We start from the raw sequence: 17,921 nt of genomic DNA, 5'->3' as shown, positions 1-17,921 counted from the left end.
GGTTACCGGGTGGCCAGGAAGTACGCGGTCATCTCCATCGATGCCTCGACGATCTGGTAGTCCGGCTTGTGCCAGGTCGTCTCCTCGCCGCGGCTCCTGACCTTCTTCTCGTGGATTCTGCGAGGTTGCTTCTTGCCCTGCTCTTTCGGCTGGGACATGTGCGTACCTGCCTTTCGTAGGGTGTTACAACCGATATGACCCTGCGATGGGGCAGACGTCAATGCCTTAGATCGGAGCTATAGAGGCGATTTCCGGAATCTTTCCGGGGCATGGCAGGTCTGGCGGGATCGTTCATCCGATGTCTTGGCAATCGGTCGGCGAAGCTGCCCGATTGCCAAACGAAGTTCGTCTCATTCGCGGAGTCGCGCCGATTTCCGGCCGTTCGTTCGGGCGGAGGGGTGCACGCGTGGCCGCCCGGCGGACGCTTGAGCCCTGATGCCGCTCAACCGGAAGGACCGGAGCCGTGCCCGAACTCGACCACGAACACGTCGCCATCCGCACAGGCCCGCGCTCCCGGCTGCCGGTGATCGTCGCCGTCCACTCGACGGCGCTCGGTCAGGCGGTCGGCGGATGCCGCGTCTGGCGCTACGCCGACTGGCGTGACGGGCTCGCCGACGCGCTGCGCCTGTCGGCCGGGATGACCGCCAAGTGCGCCGTGGCCGGGGTGGCCAACGGCGGGGGCAAGACCGTCGTCGCCGTTCCCGAAGGCACCGAGCTGGATCCGGGGTTGCGCCGCAAGGTGCTGGCGGACGTGGCGGACGCCGTGGAGTCCCTGGACGGCACGTATGCGACCGGTCCCGATGTCGGTACGAGTCCCGAGGACATGGCGGTCATCGGCGAACGTACCGCCCATGTCTTCTGCAAGCCGGCGGACCGGGGCGGCAGCGGCGATTCCTCGCCCGCCACCGCGCTCGGCACGCTGGCGGCCCTGCGTGCCGTACGCCATCGCCTCCACGGCACCTCGGCGCTAAAGGGCGCGCGCGTGTCCCTGGTGGGGCTCGGCAGCGTGGGCCTGCGCCTGGCGCGCCTGCTCGCCGAGGAGGGAGCCGAACTCCTGGTCAGCGACATCGACCCCGCCAAGCGGGCCGCGGCCGGCGAACTCGGCGCCGCCTGGGCCGCGCCCGGCGAAGCCCTCACCGCGGAGACGGACATCCTCGTCCCGGCCGCGCTCGGCGGCGTCCTCACCGCGGACGTCGTACCGGAGCTGCGCTGCGCCGCCATCGCCGGGCCCGCCAACAACCAGCTCGCCACCGCGTCCGTCGCCGACCTCCTGCACGGGCGCGGCATCGTCTGGGTGCCGGACTACGTCGTCGGCTCGGGCGGCGTCATCAACGCGCTCGCCGTGGAGCTGCGCCACCAGGCTCCCGAGGAGGCACGCGTACGCGTCGAGGCCATCGAGCACACCGTCGCCGGCCTGCTCCACGAGGCCGAACACCGGAACGTGACCCCCGCCCGAGCCGCGACGGACCTGGCCCGGCACCGCCTCGACGCCGCACGGGCCGTCACGTGAGGTCGCGCGGGCTGTCACGTGAGGTCGGCCGGGCGCCTCCTCGATCACCCCACGACCTCCCCGCCGACCAGCCGGATGCGCAACGATGTGATCATCGATGGCACTCGTGAAAGGAAGCGCGTGAGCCCGAACCGCCGTCCTCCCGAGCCGACACCACGCCTCGCCTTCCGGGAGATGACCCCCGACGACCTGGACGACATGGCCGCGCTCCTGGGCGACAGCGAGGTCATGCGCCACTACCCGCGCCCGAAGACCCGGGACGAGGCGCTGGGCTGGATCAGGTGGAGTCAGCACGGCTACCGGGAGCACGGCCACGGCCTGTGGCTGGTCACACTTCGGAGCACCGGCGAGTTCGTCGGTAACTGCGGCCTGACCCGGCAGGACGTGGAAGGCGTCGTCCACACCGAGGTCGGATACCTGGTCCGGGCAGAGCTCCAGGGGAACGGCTACGCGACCGAGGCGGCGGCGGCCTGCCGCGATCATGCGCGGGAGGTCCTCGGGCTCGACCGGCTCATCGCAATCATCGCCCCCGGCAACGTTCCTTCGCAGCGCGTCGCCGAGAAGATCGGCCTCGCTTTGGAGCGCGAGGCCGTGTACCGGGATCGGGCGGCACGGATCTACGCCGCCACGCTATGACCTGAACCCCGCCCGGGCGGTGGCGGTTGGCGTCAGTGGGTCAGTTCCGTGATCAGGCCCGCCAGGAGTCGCGCTCGGACCGGCATTTCGGCCGCGATGACGTGCTCGTCGTCCGCATGGGCGCCGCCGCCGACGGCGCCCAGCCCGTCGAGGGTGGGGCACCCCACCGCCGCGGTGAGGTTGCCGTCGGAAGCCCCGCCCACCGCCGCCCCGCTCAGCGGCTCCATGCCGAGGTCGGCGGCCACCTTGCGCGCGAGGTCGAACAGCTCCCTGCTGGCGGACGCCTCCAGCGGCGGCCGGTTCGGCCCGCCGAGGACCTCCAGCCGGGCGCCGGGCAGGCTGGTGGTCAGGCCGCGGACCAGCTCGTCGACGCGTTCCTGCGCGGCGATCGTCGGCACCCGTACGTCCACGGACACCTGGGCGTCGTCAGGGACGGTGTTGCCGGTCGTGCCCGCCCAGACCAGAGTCGGGGTGACGGTCGTGCCGGCGCCACCGGCGAGCTCCGCGAGCCCGGCGAGGGCGAGGATCTGGTGAGCCGCCTCGATCGCCGCGTTGACGCCCTTCTCCGGTTCGAGGCCCGCGTGGGCGGCCTTGCCGTGCACCTTGACCTCGTACCAGGACGTGCCCTTGCGGGCGGTCTTGAGCGCGCCGCCGCCGGCCGAGGCCTCCAGCACGAGCGTGGCGGCGCAGCCGCGCGCCGCGTCCTCGATCAGCGCGCGCGAGCTCGACGAGCCGATCTCCTCGTCACCGGTGATCAGCACGCTGACGCCGTCGAGGGCCGGCAGCAGGGTCAGCGCGTGGAACAGTTGCACCAGCCCCGCCTTCATGTCGAAGACCCCGGGGCCGCGGACGATCCCGTCCGTCACCGACCACGGGATCCGCGCCAGCGTGCCCACCGGCCAGACCGTGTCGTGGTGGCCCAGCAGCAGCACCCGCGGCGTGCCGAAGCTCCAGCGCAGGTGGATGCCGTCGATCACCTCGGGCCGGGCGCCGAGCAACCGGGCGCCCTGGGCGGCGACCGCCTCGGCGCTGTGCCGCACCGCCGGGAGGTCGCCGGAGAACGACTCGCGCAGGACGAGTTCTTCCAGGTCGACCAGCATCTGCTCGATCATCGCATTCCTCCCATGGAAGCCATCCACTTTCCCCATACGATGTGCGGCGTCACTGCCAGGCCAGCGAGCCCCGGGTCGCCCAGTAGGTCTCGGGCTTCTCGGCCAGCGCGGCGAGACGTTCGTCCAGTTCCGGGTCCCAGCCGACGTGCGCCGCGGCGAGATTGCTGTGGAGCTGTGCCACCGAGGCGGCCCCGCTCAGCACCACCCCGGCCCACGGCCTGGCCAGGACGGCGGCCAGGGCCAGGGCGTCCGGGGTGAGGCCGCGTTCCCGGGCGGCGCGGGCGAGCGCGTCCGGGGCGGCGTGGGCGGTCAGGCGGCCGTTCGCCACGCCCTCCTTGACGATCACCCCCAGGCCCGCTCGGTGGGCCCGGTCCAGGGCGGGGCCGGCGGAGGGTTCGAGCAGGTTCCAGGTCGTCTGGACCGTGTCGAACAGGCCGAGCTCGATCGCCCGGTCGACGGTGTCCGCCTGACGCGGGCCGGTCGTGGACAGGCCGACCGACACGCCGGAGGCGCGCAGCTCGCGCAACTCGGCGAGGACGCCCTGGTCGTCGAACACGCCGCTCTCCACGGTGGCCGAATGGATCTGGTAGAGCGACAGGTGCTCGCCCAGCAGCGCCCGGGTCTCGCCGAGCTGTCGGCGCAGCTGCCCCGCCGACAGCTCCTTCACCTCGTGCCGGTCGGCCTCCATCCGCCAGTCGCCGACGTAGGCGTACCCCCATTTCGACCCCACGGTCACCGTCCCGGGCGCGATGGCGCGCTCGCGCAGCCAGCCGCCGAGGAACTCCTCCGCCCGGCCATAGGAGCGGGCCACGTCGAAGTAGCGCACCCCGGCCGCCAGCGCCGCGTCCAGGACCGCCCAGCTCCGGGCCCGCATCGCGGCGACGCTGCGATCATCGCCGAGATCCTCCTCCCGGCCGAGCGTGATGTACGCCGGCCGGCCCAGCGCGGCCAGCCCCAGCCCGACAGGTGTCACCCGCAGCCCGGTGTGGCCCAGCTCACGCACACCCATTCCGTCCCCGCCGTCCCAGCTCTCTGCCGTCATACCGCCAGTTGACCACATGCCCGGCGCGGCCCGTCCATGATCGGGAACGCAACGTACGCGTGGTGTTTATGCGGATTCGTATTGTCGGGAAAGATCTTCGACGTGAGGATCAGAGCATGATCCGATCACGAACCGTCCTGTCGGTGCTCTCCATCGCCGCCTCCGCGCTGCTGATCGGCGGACCCGCCGAAGCGCTGGCGGATCAGCCGTTACCCTCGGCGATCTTCCGCGCCACGCACAACAGCTACTCGGGGAACGTCGCCGGCGCCAAGAACTCGATCGCCTACCAGCTCGACCACGGCATCCGCTTCATCGAGCTCGACATCCACGACAACGGCTACGCCACCTCCCGCGACTACGCCATCGGCCACGACTCCCCGGGCGACCAGGTCGACCACACGGGCAACCCCGCCTCGAACCTGCTGCGCGACTGGCTCAACGCGATCAACACCTGGTCCGCGCAGCACCCCACCGCCGCGCCGATCGTCGTCGCACTCGACATCAAGGACGACCTGACCGACAACACCTCGTACGCCGCCGGCAACCTCGCGGCTCTCAACCAGGAGCTCGTCTCCGTCTTCGGCTCGCGGCTGTTCCAGGCCAAGGACTACCCGGCGAGCCCGCCCACGGTGGACGCGCTGCGCGGCCGGGTGCTCCCCCTGATCTCCGGTGACAGCAAGACCCGCACCCTGTACAAACGCGACGTCGGCTCCAGCCCGGCCATCGCGATCAACGGCCGCGGCCAGGTCGTGGAGGTGCACGACTCGGGCGCGGGCGCGCTCTGGTACTGGTCCGGCACGTACGGCGCCGACGGCCGCGTGACCTGGCTGCGCCACGGCAAGTACGACAACGGCGTGACGCCGGCCGTCGCACTGAACGACAACGGCGACCTCGTCGAGGTCCACCAGTCCCAGACCGCGACGACGCTGTGGACCCGGGTGGGCCGCCTCGGCGCCGACGGCGAGATCACCTGGTCGGCCAGCCGCAAGTACGACGACGGCGTCCAGCCGACGATCAAGTTCACCGACGCGGCGGGCACTCAGCTGCGCGAGATCCACAAGAGCCAGAGCAACAGCCAGAACTGGACCTGGGACGGCGCGCTCGACGCCGGCGCGATGACGGTTTCGTGGAGCGGCAACGCCAAGACCTCCGACGCCCGCTTCGACAAGACCACCTCGGCCAGCGGCACGTCACAGGTGCGCGTGTGGACCGGCGCCGACGGCCCGACCCCGTCGCAGACCCTGCGCGTCGACACCGACAGGCGCACCGGCGACCGCATCAGCTACCCGCAGGTCGCCTTCGACGAGTTCCAGCAGGGTGACAGCGCCGAGCTCCAGGAGGGCGCGCTGTTCTACGCCGCGCCCGCCTCGCAGTCCTCGTTCATCACCGCGGCACGGCAGGCGGGACGGCTCGTACGCGGCTGGGACTTCGACTCGACGGGCGACGCGACCAGCCCGCTCGCCAACTACCCGGCGACCAACCACCCGTACGACACCTGGTACCAGAACCTTCTCTCCCAATCCGGCGCAATTCAGTAAATTCCGCCTCGTACGAGGGGGCGGCGGCCGGAAAACCGTTCGCCCCCTCGTGCCCCCGGACGGCAGCATGAGCGGGGCGGTGTCTGCGTTCGGGGAGGGCGGATGGCTGTGCTCGCATCACTTCAGAGTTCCAAAGTTGCTCCGTCTGTGCGGAAGTCGGCGGTTCTGCTGGCGCTGCGCTACTACAGCGGTGAGGTGATCCGCCAGTGGCGGGTCGCGGTGCCCGCGATGACGATGCCGGCGATGGGCAACATCTGCCTGTTCTACCTGGCGCCGCTGGCGGTGGCCGGGCTGGTGGGGCATCTGGCCGGGGGCGGGGACGGCTCGGTCTCCGCGCTCCTGCCGTACGTGCTCGGCTTCGGCGGCATGCTGCTGGCGGGCGAGGTGCTGTGGCGGATAGGGCTGCACTTCCTCAACCGTACGGACGCCCGGGGCATCGAGCGGCTCGGCGTGGTGGGCATGGACGAGCTGTTGATCAAGGACGCCTCGTTCTTCCACAACAACTTCGCCGGGTCGCTGACCAAACGGGTGCTGGGGTTCTCCTCCCGGTTCGAGGAGTTCGCCGACCTGCTCACCTTCTCGATCATGGCCAAGCTGGTGCCGCTGCTCTTCGCCTCGGTCGTGCTGTGGCAGTATCACCCGCTGCTGGTCCTCGTCCTCGTGGGGCTCATCCTCGTCACCGGCGTGCTCGTCGCCCCGCTGATCCGCCGCCGCCAGGCGCTGGTCGACAAGCGCGAGGCCGCCAAGGTGCTGGTGTCGGGCCACGTCGCCGACGTGCTGGCCAACATGGAGACGGTCCGCTCGTTCGCCGCCGAGGACCGCGAAGCCACCGAGCACCGGGTCAGGCTCGCCGAGCAGCAGCGGCTGACGCTGCGTTCCTGGGACTACGGCAACCTGCGGGTGGACACGGTCGTCGCCCCGATCTCGGTCCTCACCAGCGCCGTCGGCCTGCTCCTCGCCGTGGTGCTCCGGGGCGGGCTGGGCGTGGAGGCCATCGTGGTGGTGTTCTCCTACTACTCGAACACGATCAGCATCATGTTCGAGTTCAACCAGATCTACCGGCGGATCGAGAGCGTGCTCACCGAGGCCGCCCAGTTCACCGAGCTGCTCCTCGTGCCGCCGACCGTGCTGGATCCCCCCGACCCGCAGCCGCTGCGCCCGGCCGACTCGAGTGTCCGCTTCGAGCGGGTGAGGTTCGCGCACACCGAAGGCTCGCCCCTGTTCGAGTGCCTGGACCTCGACATCCCCAGCGGCACCAAGATCGGGCTGGTCGGTCAGTCCGGCGGCGGCAAGACCACCCTCACCCGGCTGCTGCTGCGCCTCATGGACGTCGACGAGGGCCGGATCCTGATCGGCGGCCAGGACATCTCCCGGTTGCGCCAGGCCGACCTGCGCAGCCTCATCGCGTACGTCCCCCAGGAGCCCGCCATGTTCCACCGGTCGGTGCGCGACAACATCGCGTTCGCCCGGCCGGGCGCCACCGACGCCGAGATCCTGGAGGCGGCGCGGGCGGCGCACGTCACCGAGTTCGTCGAGTCGTTGCCCGACGGGTTCGAGACCCTGGTCGGCGAGCGCGGCGTCAAGCTCTCCGGCGGTCAGCGGCAGCGCCTCGCCCTCGCGCGCGCCATCCTGCGCGACGCGCCGATCCTGCTGCTGGACGAGGCCACCAGCGCCCTCGACTCCGAGAGCGAGCTCCTCGTCCAGGAGGCCCTGTGGCACCTGATGCGCGACCGCACCGCGCTCGTGGTCGCCCACCGCCTGAGCACGGTCGTCCGCATGGACCAGCTGGTCGTGCTCAACCGGGGATGCATCGTGGAGCAGGGCACCCACGGCGAGCTGCTCCAGGCTGAAGGCCCCTACGCCCGGCTCTGGCGCCACCAGTCCGGCGGCTTCCTGATGGACGACGAGCGCTCCGTCGCCGAGGCGGCGGTTGAGTAGGGGTTACTCATGCCATCCCCGCCCTCCCGCCGCATCGTGGGATCGGAGCATTCGACGGTCGAGGAGATCCCATGATCAGGGACGGACGCTACGAGGGGCAGAGCGGCGGCATCTCGGTCACGCTGCGGGTGGACGTGGGCGGTTCGGGGGTGATCAGCGCGGACGTGTTCCAGGTCGCACCGGACGGCGGGCGGAAGACGTACCTGGCGTCGGCGCGCACCGCTCCCGGCACCAAGGTCGCGCTCGACGACGGCACGTGGCCGGCGATCTGGCAGGCCGGTCCGGCGAACAAGACGACGGGATCGCTGGCCCTGGCCCAGGCGGAGACCGACGGCGTGACGGTCACGTTCACCCTCGACGCCCCGCTGAACGGGCTGCCCACCCGGACCGAGGTGGTCGTCCCGGCCGAGCACAAAGACGACGCGCTGCGCGAGCTGGGCCTGGAGATCGAGCTGGAGCAGAACGTCCCGGCGCCGAGCCCGGTGATCTTCCAGGGCGTGGAGCGCACGGTCAACGGCTGCCTGCGGGGCGCCGGGTTCGCGGTCAAGGAGGTCGGGCGGCAGAGCTCCATCCCCGCCGGGATCGCCGGAGCGTGGGACGACTCGCAGCTCTACACCATGCTGAGCGATCTCATGCTCATCACGGGCGACGCGTCGCTGCGCGCCAGGGCGTGGGAGCTGCACCTGCTCCTGCTGTCCAGGGCGGCCATCCCCGGGCTGGCCGGCGTGATGTTCGACGCCGAAGGGCTGCTCCAGCGGCAGGGCGCGGCGGTCTTCACCGCCGGGTTCCAGGGCGCGACCAGGGATCAGAAGATCATCAGGACTATCGTCCACGAGCTCGGGCACGCGCTCAACCTCGCGCACCGCTTCGAGCGCGTGGTCGGCCGGGCCGACTCGACCTCCTTCATGAACTACGACTGGCGATACCTGGGCGGCGGGCACGAGCAGGACTACTGGCGGGAGTTCGCGTTCACCTTCGACGCCGACGAACTGACATTTCTTCGGCACGGGCCGTTGACGTCGCTGATCCCCGGGGGAGAGCCCTTCCACACCGTCCGCTACTGGGCCGACGGGGGCGGCGGGCACTCGCCGTACGCGCCGGAGATCCCGTTCGACGGATACCGGCTGACGCTCGACGCCCCCGACTCCGGGCCGGTCTTCGCCTTCGGCCAGCCGGTGTTCCTCAAGGTCACCCTGGAGAACCGCACGGGGGCGGACCTGGAGGTGGAGCGCTGGGTGCTCGACCCGAAGGCCGGGCCGCTGGAGATCCTGGTGCGCCGCCGCACCGATCCGGAGGACGTGACCGCGTTCACGCCGATCGCCCAGCGGTGCATGGCGGCCATGGACTCCACCGCCAAGCTCACCCTCCCGCCCGGCGGGGCGATCAGCAACAACGTCAACCTCACCTTCGGCTCGGCCGGTTTCACCTTCGCCGAACCTGGCGAATACGACATCACGCCGGTCCTCGCCATCCCCGCCCGCGATCCGGCGGGCGAGCCCGTGCAGTGGGTGGTCACCGGCGAGCCGCTGCGCGTCCGCGTCACACCCCCGCTGGGCGTGGCGGAGGAGCGCGACGCGGAGGTGCTGCGGGCGCCGGACGTGGGCGCGTGGTTCGCCCTCGGCGGCAGCGCCGCCCTCGCCTCGGCGGGCGAAGCGCTGGAAGGGGTACGCGAGCGCCGCCAGGCCGAGACCGGGATCCACGATCCCGTCGTGGCGTCGATCGTCCGGACCGCCGCGCTCGACGCCGCCCGGCCGACGATCCGGTTCCAGGACGACGAGTACGTCCGCCGCGACGGAGACCCCGCACAGGCCGCGCGAATGCTGGCCGCGCTCGACCCCAGGGCGCTGCGTACTTTCGACCCGTACACCGCGCAGCAGACGATCGCCCTCGCCGCCCAATATCGCGGCGCGGCGGAAAAGTGAATTCTTGGGAAAAACGCAGAGACCGGGCCCGCAAGCGAGCCCGGTCTCAGACGTGCGTGCCGTGTCAGGCGGGGACGATGTTCTCCGCCTGCGGGCCCTTCTGGCCCTGGACGATGTCGAAGGACACCTTCTGCCCCTCGCTCAGCTCACGGTAGCCGCCGTTGGACACGATGTTGGAGTAGTGCGCGAAGACGTCGGCGCCGCCGCCGTCCTGCGCGATGAAGCCGAAGCCCTTTTCAGAGTTGAACCACTTCACGGTTCCGGTAGCCATGCTGATCTCCTTTGGATAAGTGCAGAGAACCTGACCCATCCGGAAATTACCGGCAAACAAAAGCGCGCCCGTAGATCGTATTCGGCGGGCGCGCACAAAGTCTTTTATGGGTACCGCAACTGCAACACGCGCAACCCTATCACACGCTTCTCGCGCAGGGTGACGGAGGTTTTCGCGTTCATTGCCGTGTATCGCTAGTTTTTGCCGCCGATTGACCTTTTCCCGGCTCAGGGGGCGCGCAGCCGTACACGATGACCTCGACCACGCTGCGGACGGCGTCCCTGCCGACGCTCCCCGGCGGCGCGCTGACCAGGGTGAACAGCGCACCGCCGTAGAGCGCGATCATGGCCGGGACCTTCTCGCGCGCGATGGTGAGGCCGAGCTGATCGTGGTGCCCGGCGGTGACCAGCAGCGCGGTGTCCTGCAGGCGCGCGAGGGCCGAGGCGAGCGCGGGCCGGCGAGCGGCCTCCAGCTGCAGCTCGAAGATCGCCAGGTAGCGGCCGCGCAGGGTGGTCGCCGCTGTGAGCAGCGACTCCGTCAGCAGGTCGACCAGCGTCGCGGGCCGCGTGATGGCCCGGTCGGTGTCGGCGTGGTGCAGCTCGGCGATGCGCTCCGCGGCGGCCACCAGCAGCGCCTCGCGGTTGCGGAAATAGTTGGAGGCCGTCCCCGGCGGGAGGTCCGCCGCCTTCTCCACCGTGCGATGGGTCAGCCCGTGCACGCCCGAGGAGGCCAGCAGCTCGATGGCGGCGTCGGCCAGGGCCTGGCGACGGGCCGGATTGGTGGGCGGCATGCGGCCATGGTACCAATATCCGTACTAGTACGATCGTAGTGAATGGTCGAGGAGGTCCCATGAGGGTCGTGGTGGTCGGCGCCGGGCTCGGAGGAGTGGCGGCCGCGGTGGGGCTGCACCGCGTGGGCCATGAGGTGACACTCCTCGAACGGGGCGCCGAGCTGCGGGAGGCCGGCACCGGGATCGTGGTCATGCCCAACGGGCTTCGCGCTCTGGACTCGGTGGGGCTGGCCGAGGACGTCCGCGGGCACGTCGTGCGCGCGACCCACGGGGGATTGCGCGACTGGCGCGGCCGGCCGCTGCTGATCACCGACCTGGCCCAGGCGCAGCAGGAGATCGGGGCGCCCGCCATCGTCGACCGGGCGGAGCTGCACCGGGTGCTGCGTGCCCCGCTGCCCCCCGGCCTGGTGCGGACCGCGACCCCGGTCGAGCGCCTGGAGCCCGACGCCACCGGGGTGACCGTGATCAGCGACGGAAACCCCGTCGCGAGAGCGGACGCCGTGATCGCCGCCGACGGCATCGGCAGCAGGCTGCGCGCACAGCTCTTCCCCGGCCACCCCGGGCTGCGGCGGACGGGCCGGATGGACCTGCGCGGCATGTTGCCCCGTCCGCCCGGCCTGGCCGCTGAGCTGCTGGCCAGCCAGCTGGTCGACCGTCGCAGCGGGGCGATGTTCGGCCTGTTCCCCGTCGGCGAGAGCCGCCTGTACTGGTTCACCGACTCCGTCCTGAACGGCACGCCGCCCGGCGCGAGCGAGGCCCGCCGGCAGCTGCTGTCCCTGATGGCCGACTGGCACCCCCTCGTCACGGCCCTGATCGAGGCCACTCCGCCCGGCGACATCTACGTCGACCCGATCACCCGCCTGGCCGAACCCCTGCCCTCGTTCGCGGCCGGCCGGATCGCGCTCCTCGGCGACGCCGCGCACGCCATGCCACCCGACCTCGGCCAGGGCGCCAGCCAGGCCTTCGAGGACGCTGCCGCGCTCACCCGCCACCTGACCGGCGCCGGGCCGGCGGACGCCGCCCAGCGGCTCCTGCGCTACGACGCCGAGCGCAGGCCCAGCGCCAACCGCATGATGCGGGCGGCGTCCCGGCAATCGCGGCTGACCTCCCAGACCGGCCTCGCCGCCTGGCTGCGCGACACGCTGCTGCGCGCCATCCCGTCCAGGCTGGCCACCCGCCAGCTCGCCGCCCTCTGGCAGGCCTAGCGCTCCCCACCCTCCGGCGGGCCTAGCGCTCCCCGCCTCCTCTGGTGTCGGCGAAGGTTCGCAGCTCCTCGCGGAGCTCGGGGTGGGGCTCCGCGTCGGCGGCCGCGCGCATCCAGCCGAGCGCCTCGTCGGGCACCTCCGGCCATCCGGACAAGGCGCGCAACGCGCCCCAGCGCAGCCGGGTGACGCGGTTGCCCAGAGCCGCCCGGATCAGGGGGATCCCGACGCCTGGGTGCCTGCCCAAGCCGGCCAGCACGGCCTCCAGGACCATCTCGGCCTCGTATCCTGGCCCGAACCCGAGCTCCGTGCCGGGTCCGTTGGCGAGCTCGTCCACCGGCAGGAACTCCAGCGCGGTCGCCACCACCTGGGCGGCCTGGGCGTGATCGGCCATGCCGATGGCGGTGTGCCAGCAGTAGAGGTCGTCGGGCTGGATCCGCAGGTGCGCGATCACCTCGGGGACGGCCGGGAGCGCCAGGCGTTCGGCGGCGTTCAGGGCGGCTCGGAAGAGGTCCGTGCCCGGCTCGGCCAGGCGAGTGAGCACCAGTGTCCGCCAGTCGTCCCGGCCGGCCAGCTCGTCGTAGCGCCGGCGCAGGGCCCGTACGTCACCCTCCGGCCAGCGGAGATCGTCGCCGTGGAGGTACGCCCTGATGGTGAGGCTGTTGTTCACCAGTCCGAGCGTCGCCTCGCGGCCCGCCGCCAGGTCGGCGAAGCGGGCCAGGGCGGGCACGGCGTCGGCATAGCGGGAGATCCCGGTGGTCGGGCCGTCCTCGCCCCGCACCAGCGTGGCCAGCACGCCGCCCGCCGATGCGAGGAGGTCGTCGTCGGGGGCCGGGTCGAGGAGGGCGGCGTACAGGCCGCCGGTCGTGGCGGCGATGGGCGCGAGGTACTCGTCCATGACGGCGTTGCGCCAGCCCTCGCGCAGCAGCCAGTCCCGGATCTCGGGATCGTCGCAGTCCCGCAGTCGTTCGACGGCGTGGATGCGGCCCCACCCGTCGACCCGGCGGGCCAGCTCGTACACCGCCCGGTGGCCGTCGGGCTGGCCGCGCATCAGCGCGACCACGGCGTACAGGGTGAACTCTTCGAGGGCGCCGAGCAGGAGCAGCAGGTCGCGGTCCCGTTCGTCGCCGCAGGCGCCCACCAGCGCGATGCCGATCTTGGTGGCCTCGCGGCGGGTGCCGTACTCGGCGAGGTCCCGGCCGATGGCGCGCAGCCGGTCGCCGGGCAGTCGCCGGCGTCCGAGCTCGGTGAGGAGATCGTCGGCGAGGTCGAGTGCCTGGGACTCGGCCAGGAGGTCGTGCAGGCGCGACATCAGCTCGGGCGTCGGCGACGCGGTGAGCGTGTGCAGGAGGTCGGCGACCTCTTCGACGGTGGTGTCGTCGCCGTGGGGTCCGGAGTGATGGGAGCGGATGCCGTCCATCACGGTGCTGGAGATGAACACGCCGCCCGATGGGCGGGCAGGCTCGTCCGACAGGTCGGTCGCGGGCCAGGGGCCGGGGCCGTAGCTGGCGGACATGGTCAGCGCGTGGGCGAGGAAGCTGGGCCGGTCGTCGCCCGGCCGCCACGAGCGGGGGCTCATCGGCCCGGGCGGTGGCCGCCCTTCCATGAGATGGTCATGGTCGGCATGATGCCGGGGCGACCGTCCTTTCCGCAAGAGGCTTCTTATCGTTACAGCGCTGGACGGGGGCTCGCGCTCACTGACGGACGTCCGGCGTGCTGAGCGTTCGGTAACGCGCTCTTGACACGCTGCGATTTGTGTCGATACATGTTTTATCGATACAACCCCCCAGCGTACGAAGGGCTGGACCTCCATCCCCCGAAGTAAGAGGTGCGCGATGCCCCTGCTCACAAGATCGGCCGCGGTCCTGGCGGCTGCCGTCCTGGTCCTGGCCGGATGCGGCTCGGGGAGCGAAGGCGGCGGGAAGACCAAGCTGACCTTCTTCTCCTGGGACAACGAGCAGTCGATGAAACCGATCATCGAGGCCTTCGAGAAGCAGAATCCCACCATCGACGTCGAGTTCTCCACGGCGCCGCCCGTGGCGGAGTACATCTCGACACTGCAGACCCGGCTCGTCTCGGGCACCGCCGCGGACGTGTTCGCGATCGCGGCGGAGAACAAGACGAACCTCATCCAGGGCGGCTTCGTCAAGGACCTGACCGGCAAGCCGTACCTGGCGAACATGTCGAAGTTCAACACCGCGACCTACTCCCAGGACGGCAAGGCGTACGGCATGTCGATCTCGTCGTGGTCCGCCGGCATCCTCTACAACAAGGACCTGCTCGCCAAGGCGGGCGTCACCGAGTTCCCCACCAAGTGGGACGACTTCCTGGCGCTGTGCCAGAAGCTCAAGGCGGCGGGCCTGACGCCGTACTACGACTCGGTGACGGGCATGCCGCTCACCCTCGCCGCCCTGGTCGGCAGCGAGAACGCCCGCCAGGGCGGCGACGTCGACGCGCAGATCTTCGCGGGCAAGAAGAAGTTCGGGGACCTGTGGCTCGGGCCGCTGACGAACTTCAACCAGCTGTTCACCAGCGGGGTCATGAGCAAGGACGTCGTGGGCCTGTCCGGCGACCAGATCGTGGACGAGTTCGCCAACGGCCGCGTCGCGATGATCTCCGCGGGCCCGTGGAACGTGTCCACGCTGCGGGAGAAGGCGCCGAAGATGAACATGGCCTTCGTCGGCGTGCCGACGCCCGACGGCAAGCCGTTCTGGTCGGGGGCGGCCTCGCCCGGTTACGCCATCAACGCCAAGACCGAGCACGAGAAGGAGGCCGAGGCGTTCCTGACGTACCTCGGCGGCAAGGAAGGCGTCACGCTCTTCAACAAGCAGACGGCGGCCATGACCACCACGTCGGACGTCACGCCCGAGATCGACAAGGTGCTGGAGCCCAACCTGGCGGCGCTCAAGGAGGGCACCTTCTACCTGCCGCAGATCGCCTGGCCACGGGTGCAGGACGCGCTCAACACCGAGGCGGTGGCGCAGCTCCAGCTGATGGCACAGGGCCAGAAACAGCCGGCCGACGTGGCCGCGGCGCTCGACGACCGGCTCAAGGGCCAGAGCTGACATGACCGCGTTCGGCACGAGGGCGCCCGCCGCGACGGGCGCCCTGTCCTGGCTGATCTCGCCGAAGCGGCTGGAGGGCCTGCGGCTGCAGGCGTTCCTGGTGCCGATCGGGATCGTGTTCGCGGTGCTGTTCGCGATCCCGCTGGCGCAGTCGTTCTACTTCAGCGTCACCGACTTCAACGGTTACTCGACGGAGGTCAACTTCGTCGGGCTGGAGAACTACCGCAGGATCTTCTCGGACCCGTCGATGCTGGCCGGGCTGGGGTTCACGCTGGTGTTCGCGATCGGCACCACGGTGATCGTCACCCTGCTGGCGATCCCGCTGGCGGTGCTGCTCAACCGGCGCTTCTTCGGCAGGAACGTGGTGCGGGCCGTCTTCTTCTTCCCCGCCATCCCCAGCATCGCGATCCTCGGCCTGGTGTGGGCGTTCATCCTGTCGCCGCTCGGCTCGGGCGCGATCAACTGGACCCTCGACGCGGTGGCCGGGCTCGGCCCCGTGCCGTGGCTGTCGAACGGCACCCTGGCCCAGCTGTCGGTCATCCTGGTCGCCGTCTGGTCGTCCACCGGCTGGCACGCCATCCTCTACCTGGCGTACCTGCAGTCGATCCCCGACGACTACTACGAGGCCGCGCGGGTCGACGGCGCCTCGCCGCGCCAGTCGTTCTTCTCCATCACGCTGCCGCTGCTCGCGCCGGCCGTCACCATCAGCTCGCTGCTGCTGATGACCGGCGGCCTGAAGGTCTACGACCTGCCCTACACCCTCACCAAGGGCGGCCCCGGGTACGCCACGTTCACCATCACCCAGTCGATCATCCAGAGCGGCATCGCGCAGGCCAAGTTCGGCCAGGCGTCGGCGCTGGCGGTGGTCTTCATGCTGGTCGTCGGCGCGATCGTGGCCGTCCAGCTGGTCCTGTCGAGCCGGCTCGAAGGGCGCCTGTCATGAGAAGGCCGCTGCTCAGCCTCGGGATGATCCTCGCCGCCGCGCTGGTCGGCGTGCCGTTCTACTACATCGTCGTCAACACGTTCAAGACGCAGCGGGAGACCTCGGCCTCGCCGCTCGCGCCGCCGACGAGCCTCTACCTCGGCAACTACGCACGGGTCTTCGAGAGCACGCCGATCCTGCAGTCCTTCCTCAACACGCTGTACGTCACCGCCGTCTCCATCGTGATCATGCTGATCATCGGGTCGATGGCGGCGTACGCGATGCTGCTGCGCAAGACCCTGGTCAACCGGGTGGCCGGCGCGCTGCTCGTGATCGCGTTCCTGGTGCCGGGGCAGGCCACGCTCATCCCGGTCTACCGGATTCTCGTGCAGCTGCGGCTGGTCGACAGCCTCGAAGGGCTCATCTTCCTGTACGCCGCCGGCTCGATCTTCTGCTACTTCCTCATCCAGGGCTACCTGCGGTCACTGCCGATCTCGATCTTCGAGGCGGCGCGCATCGACGGGGCGGGCCCGTGGCAGATCTACTGGCGGATCGTGCTGCCGCTCATTCGGCCCATCCTCATCACGGTCGGCGTGTTCCAGACCATGTGGATCTGGAACGACTTCATCACGCCGAACGTGTTCATCAGCTCGCCCGACAAGCAGACGCTGGTCCTGCAGGTCTACAAGGCGGTCGGGGAGTTCGGGGTGGACTGGCCGGCGTTCATGACGCTCAGCGTGATCGTGCTGACCCCCGTCGTGATCTTCTTCGTGGCGATGCAGCGTCACATCGTCAACGGGCTGCTGCGAGGGAGCGTCAAGGGTTGACGCGTGAGAGGATGCGGGCCGTGCGGGTGATCCGGGAATGGTGACGATCCAGGACGTGGCCAGGGCCGCGGGCGTGTCCGCGATGACCGTGTCCCACGTGCTCAACGATCACCCCCATGTCAGGAGCGAGACGCGGGCACGCGTGCTGCAGGCCATCACCGACCTCGACTACCGGGTCAACGTGGCGGCACGCAACCTCCGTACCGGGCGGACCGGCACGATCGGGCTCGCCGTGCCCGAGGTGGACCGGCCGTACTTCGGGCAGCTCGCGGCCGAGATCATCGCGGCGGCGGCCCGGCACAACCTCAAGGTGGCCATCGAGCAGACCGGCGCCTCGCGCGAGGGCGAGCTGGACGCGCTCGCCCTGTCGCGCAACCGCCTCTACGACGGGCTCATCCTCAGCACCGTCGGGCTCGGGCCGACCGACACCGACCTGCTCAAGGTCGACTACCCCATCGTCATCCTGGGGGAGCGCATCTTCGACGGGCCCGTGGACCACGTCGCCATGCCCAACGTCGAAGGCGCCCGCGCCGCCACCGCCCACCTGATCGAGCGGGGCTGCCGCCGCATCGCGCTCGTCGACGGTGGCGCCCAGGGCGAGGAGGTCAACGTCTCCAGCCTGCGCTACGCCGGCTACCGCGAGGCGCTCGACGAGGCCGGCATCGCGTCGGACCCGCGGCTCGTGGCTCCGACCTCGCAGTTCACGATGGAGGGCGGGGCCGCCGCGGCCCGGCGCCTGGTGGACGACGGGGTGGACTTCGACGGCGTGTTCTGCGTGACCGACACGGTGGCGATCGGGGTGCTGCGCGGGCTGGCCGACCGGGGGGTACGTGTGCCCGACGAGGTGAAGGTCATCGGCTTCGACAACATCGCCGAAGGCGCCTACACCGTGCCCTCCCTGTCGTCGATCGACCCCGACCACCAGCTGATGGCCGGCACGGCCGTGCGGTTCCTGGTCAAGCGGATCACGGAGAAGGGCAAGAGGCGGGAGGTCGCGCGCGAGTTCGTCAGCCGCTTCACGGTCGTGGCCCGCGAGTCGACCGGCACCGTTGACATGATCACGCACCGTACGTAACGTTGAATATGTCCAGTCGTTAGCGAATAGATATTCATAGTTCTCTCGTTGACCTTCCACGCAGGAGAGAG

At 70.5% G+C, this 17,921-nt stretch carries 16 protein-coding genes; 10 read left to right on the top strand and 6 right to left on the bottom strand.

Annotation, left to right across the window (positions count from 1 at the left end):
- Nucleotides 1–2 precede the first annotated feature (2 nt).
- A complete protein-coding gene (gene pqqA / locus ABZS69_RS03135; protein WP_355365558.1) occupies nt 3–158 on the bottom strand; it encodes a pyrroloquinoline quinone precursor peptide PqqA in 156 nt (51 codons plus the stop codon).
- Nucleotides 159–463: 305 nt separating this feature from the next.
- Between pqqA and ABZS69_RS03130 the strand changes: the two genes are divergently transcribed.
- Entirely contained in the window at nt 464–1,510 is a 1,047-nt protein-coding gene (locus ABZS69_RS03130) for a Glu/Leu/Phe/Val dehydrogenase dimerization domain-containing protein (RefSeq protein WP_355365555.1), read from the top strand.
- Nucleotides 1,511–1,630: 120 nt separating this feature from the next.
- Nucleotides 1,631–2,146 carry a GNAT family N-acetyltransferase gene (locus ABZS69_RS03125; protein ID WP_355365552.1) on the top strand — a complete coding sequence of 172 codons (516 nt, stop codon included), beginning with the start codon at nt 1,631–1,633 and terminating at the stop codon, nt 2,144–2,146.
- Nucleotides 2,147–2,178: 32 nt separating this feature from the next.
- Here the strand turns inward: ABZS69_RS03125 and ABZS69_RS03120 are convergent, their stop codons facing one another.
- Both ABZS69_RS03120 and ABZS69_RS03115 read right to left on the bottom strand, forming a co-directional pair.
- Nucleotides 2,179–3,258, bottom strand: coding sequence for a M20 family metallopeptidase (locus ABZS69_RS03120; protein ID WP_355365549.1), 1,080 nt, complete (start codon nt 3,256–3,258; stop codon nt 2,179–2,181).
- A gap of 49 nt (nt 3,259–3,307) precedes the next feature.
- Nucleotides 3,308–4,300 (bottom strand): aldo/keto reductase, encoded by a 993-nt coding sequence (locus ABZS69_RS03115; protein WP_355365546.1) that lies wholly within the window; start codon nt 4,298–4,300, stop codon nt 3,308–3,310.
- Between the two features lie 116 nt (nt 4,301–4,416).
- On the opposite strand from ABZS69_RS03115, the gene ABZS69_RS03110 reads away from it, so the two are divergent.
- The 3 genes from ABZS69_RS03110 (at nt 4,417) to ABZS69_RS03100 (ending at nt 9,698) form a co-directional block, all read left to right on the top strand.
- A complete protein-coding gene (locus ABZS69_RS03110) occupies nt 4,417–5,838 on the top strand; it encodes a phosphatidylinositol-specific phospholipase C domain-containing protein (protein ID WP_355365543.1) in 1,422 nt (473 codons plus the stop codon).
- A gap of 147 nt (nt 5,839–5,985) precedes the next feature.
- Complete coding sequence (locus ABZS69_RS03105; protein WP_355365540.1) at nt 5,986–7,776, top strand: ABC transporter ATP-binding protein; 1,791 nt, start codon at nt 5,986–5,988, stop codon at nt 7,774–7,776.
- Between the two features lie 71 nt (nt 7,777–7,847).
- A complete protein-coding gene (locus ABZS69_RS03100) occupies nt 7,848–9,698 on the top strand; it encodes a hypothetical protein (protein ID WP_355365537.1) in 1,851 nt (616 codons plus the stop codon).
- A 64-nt stretch (nt 9,699–9,762) separates the two neighbouring features.
- Here the strand turns inward: ABZS69_RS03100 and ABZS69_RS03095 are convergent, their stop codons facing one another.
- A complete protein-coding gene (locus tag ABZS69_RS03095; protein ID WP_355365534.1) occupies nt 9,763–9,969 on the bottom strand; it encodes a cold-shock protein in 207 nt (68 codons plus the stop codon).
- A gap of 178 nt (nt 9,970–10,147) precedes the next feature.
- A complete protein-coding gene (locus ABZS69_RS03090) occupies nt 10,148–10,759 on the bottom strand; it encodes a TetR family transcriptional regulator (RefSeq protein WP_355365531.1) in 612 nt (203 codons plus the stop codon).
- Between the two features lie 59 nt (nt 10,760–10,818).
- On the opposite strand from ABZS69_RS03090, the gene ABZS69_RS03085 reads away from it, so the two are divergent.
- Entirely contained in the window at nt 10,819–11,964 is a 1,146-nt protein-coding gene (locus ABZS69_RS03085) for an FAD-dependent monooxygenase (RefSeq protein WP_355365528.1), read from the top strand.
- 22 nt (nt 11,965–11,986) lie between these two features.
- Here the strand turns inward: ABZS69_RS03085 and ABZS69_RS03080 are convergent, their stop codons facing one another.
- A complete protein-coding gene (locus tag ABZS69_RS03080) occupies nt 11,987–13,540 on the bottom strand; it encodes a hypothetical protein (protein ID WP_355365525.1) in 1,554 nt (517 codons plus the stop codon).
- 256 nt (nt 13,541–13,796) lie between these two features.
- Here ABZS69_RS03080 and ABZS69_RS03075 point away from each other — a divergent pair, with 256 nt between their 5' ends.
- Genes ABZS69_RS03075 through ABZS69_RS03060 form a run of 4 tightly spaced genes read left to right on the top strand, consistent with a single transcriptional unit; the run spans nt 13,797 to nt 17,850 of the window.
- Complete coding sequence (locus tag ABZS69_RS03075; RefSeq protein ID WP_355365522.1) at nt 13,797–15,026, top strand: extracellular solute-binding protein; 1,230 nt, start codon at nt 13,797–13,799, stop codon at nt 15,024–15,026.
- Between the two features lies 1 nt (nt 15,027).
- Nucleotides 15,028–15,969: a sugar ABC transporter permease gene (locus ABZS69_RS03070; RefSeq protein WP_355365519.1), complete on the top strand. Its 942-nt coding sequence runs from the start codon at nt 15,028–15,030 to the stop codon at nt 15,967–15,969.
- Nucleotides 15,966–16,775, top strand: coding sequence for a carbohydrate ABC transporter permease (locus tag ABZS69_RS03065; protein WP_355365516.1), 810 nt, complete (start codon nt 15,966–15,968; stop codon nt 16,773–16,775). The genes ABZS69_RS03070 and ABZS69_RS03065 overlap by 4 nt, the downstream gene beginning before the upstream one ends.
- 37 nt (nt 16,776–16,812) lie before the next feature.
- A complete protein-coding gene (locus tag ABZS69_RS03060; protein ID WP_355365513.1) occupies nt 16,813–17,850 on the top strand; it encodes a LacI family DNA-binding transcriptional regulator in 1,038 nt (345 codons plus the stop codon).
- Nucleotides 17,851–17,921: the final 71 nt, after the last annotated feature.

Source organism: Nonomuraea sp. NPDC005650, assembly GCF_040605375.1.
Lineage (GTDB): Bacteria > Actinomycetota > Actinomycetes > Streptosporangiales > Streptosporangiaceae > Nonomuraea.
Note: the sequence above shows the minus strand (reverse complement) of the source record. Positions and strands in the feature narration are given on the sequence as shown.

Excerpts from the sequence above, each read along its gene's own strand:
- pqqA (WP_355365558.1), bottom strand. The coding sequence starts at position 158 with ATGTCCCAGCCGAAAGAGCAGGGCAAGAAGCAACCTCGCAGAATCCAC.
- ABZS69_RS03120 (WP_355365549.1), bottom strand. The coding sequence starts at position 3,258 with ATGATCGAGCAGATGCTGGTCGACCTGGAAGAACTCGTCCTGCGCGAG.
- ABZS69_RS03115 (WP_355365546.1), bottom strand. The coding sequence starts at position 4,300 with ATGACGGCAGAGAGCTGGGACGGCGGGGACGGAATGGGTGTGCGTGAG.
- ABZS69_RS03110 (WP_355365543.1), top strand. The coding sequence starts at position 4,417 with ATGATCCGATCACGAACCGTCCTGTCGGTGCTCTCCATCGCCGCCTCC.
- ABZS69_RS03100 (WP_355365537.1), top strand. The coding sequence starts at position 7,848 with ATGATCAGGGACGGACGCTACGAGGGGCAGAGCGGCGGCATCTCGGTC.
- ABZS69_RS03095 (WP_355365534.1), bottom strand. The coding sequence starts at position 9,969 with ATGGCTACCGGAACCGTGAAGTGGTTCAACTCTGAAAAGGGCTTCGGC.
- ABZS69_RS03090 (WP_355365531.1), bottom strand. The coding sequence starts at position 10,759 with ATGCCGCCCACCAATCCGGCCCGTCGCCAGGCCCTGGCCGACGCCGCC.
- ABZS69_RS03085 (WP_355365528.1), top strand. The coding sequence starts at position 10,819 with ATGAGGGTCGTGGTGGTCGGCGCCGGGCTCGGAGGAGTGGCGGCCGCG.
- ABZS69_RS03080 (WP_355365525.1), bottom strand. The coding sequence starts at position 13,540 with ATGAGCCCCCGCTCGTGGCGGCCGGGCGACGACCGGCCCAGCTTCCTC.
- ABZS69_RS03075 (WP_355365522.1), top strand. The coding sequence starts at position 13,797 with ATGCCCCTGCTCACAAGATCGGCCGCGGTCCTGGCGGCTGCCGTCCTG.
- ABZS69_RS03070 (WP_355365519.1), top strand. The coding sequence starts at position 15,028 with ATGACCGCGTTCGGCACGAGGGCGCCCGCCGCGACGGGCGCCCTGTCC.
- ABZS69_RS03065 (WP_355365516.1), top strand. The coding sequence starts at position 15,966 with ATGAGAAGGCCGCTGCTCAGCCTCGGGATGATCCTCGCCGCCGCGCTG.
- ABZS69_RS03060 (WP_355365513.1), top strand. The coding sequence starts at position 16,813 with ATGGTGACGATCCAGGACGTGGCCAGGGCCGCGGGCGTGTCCGCGATG.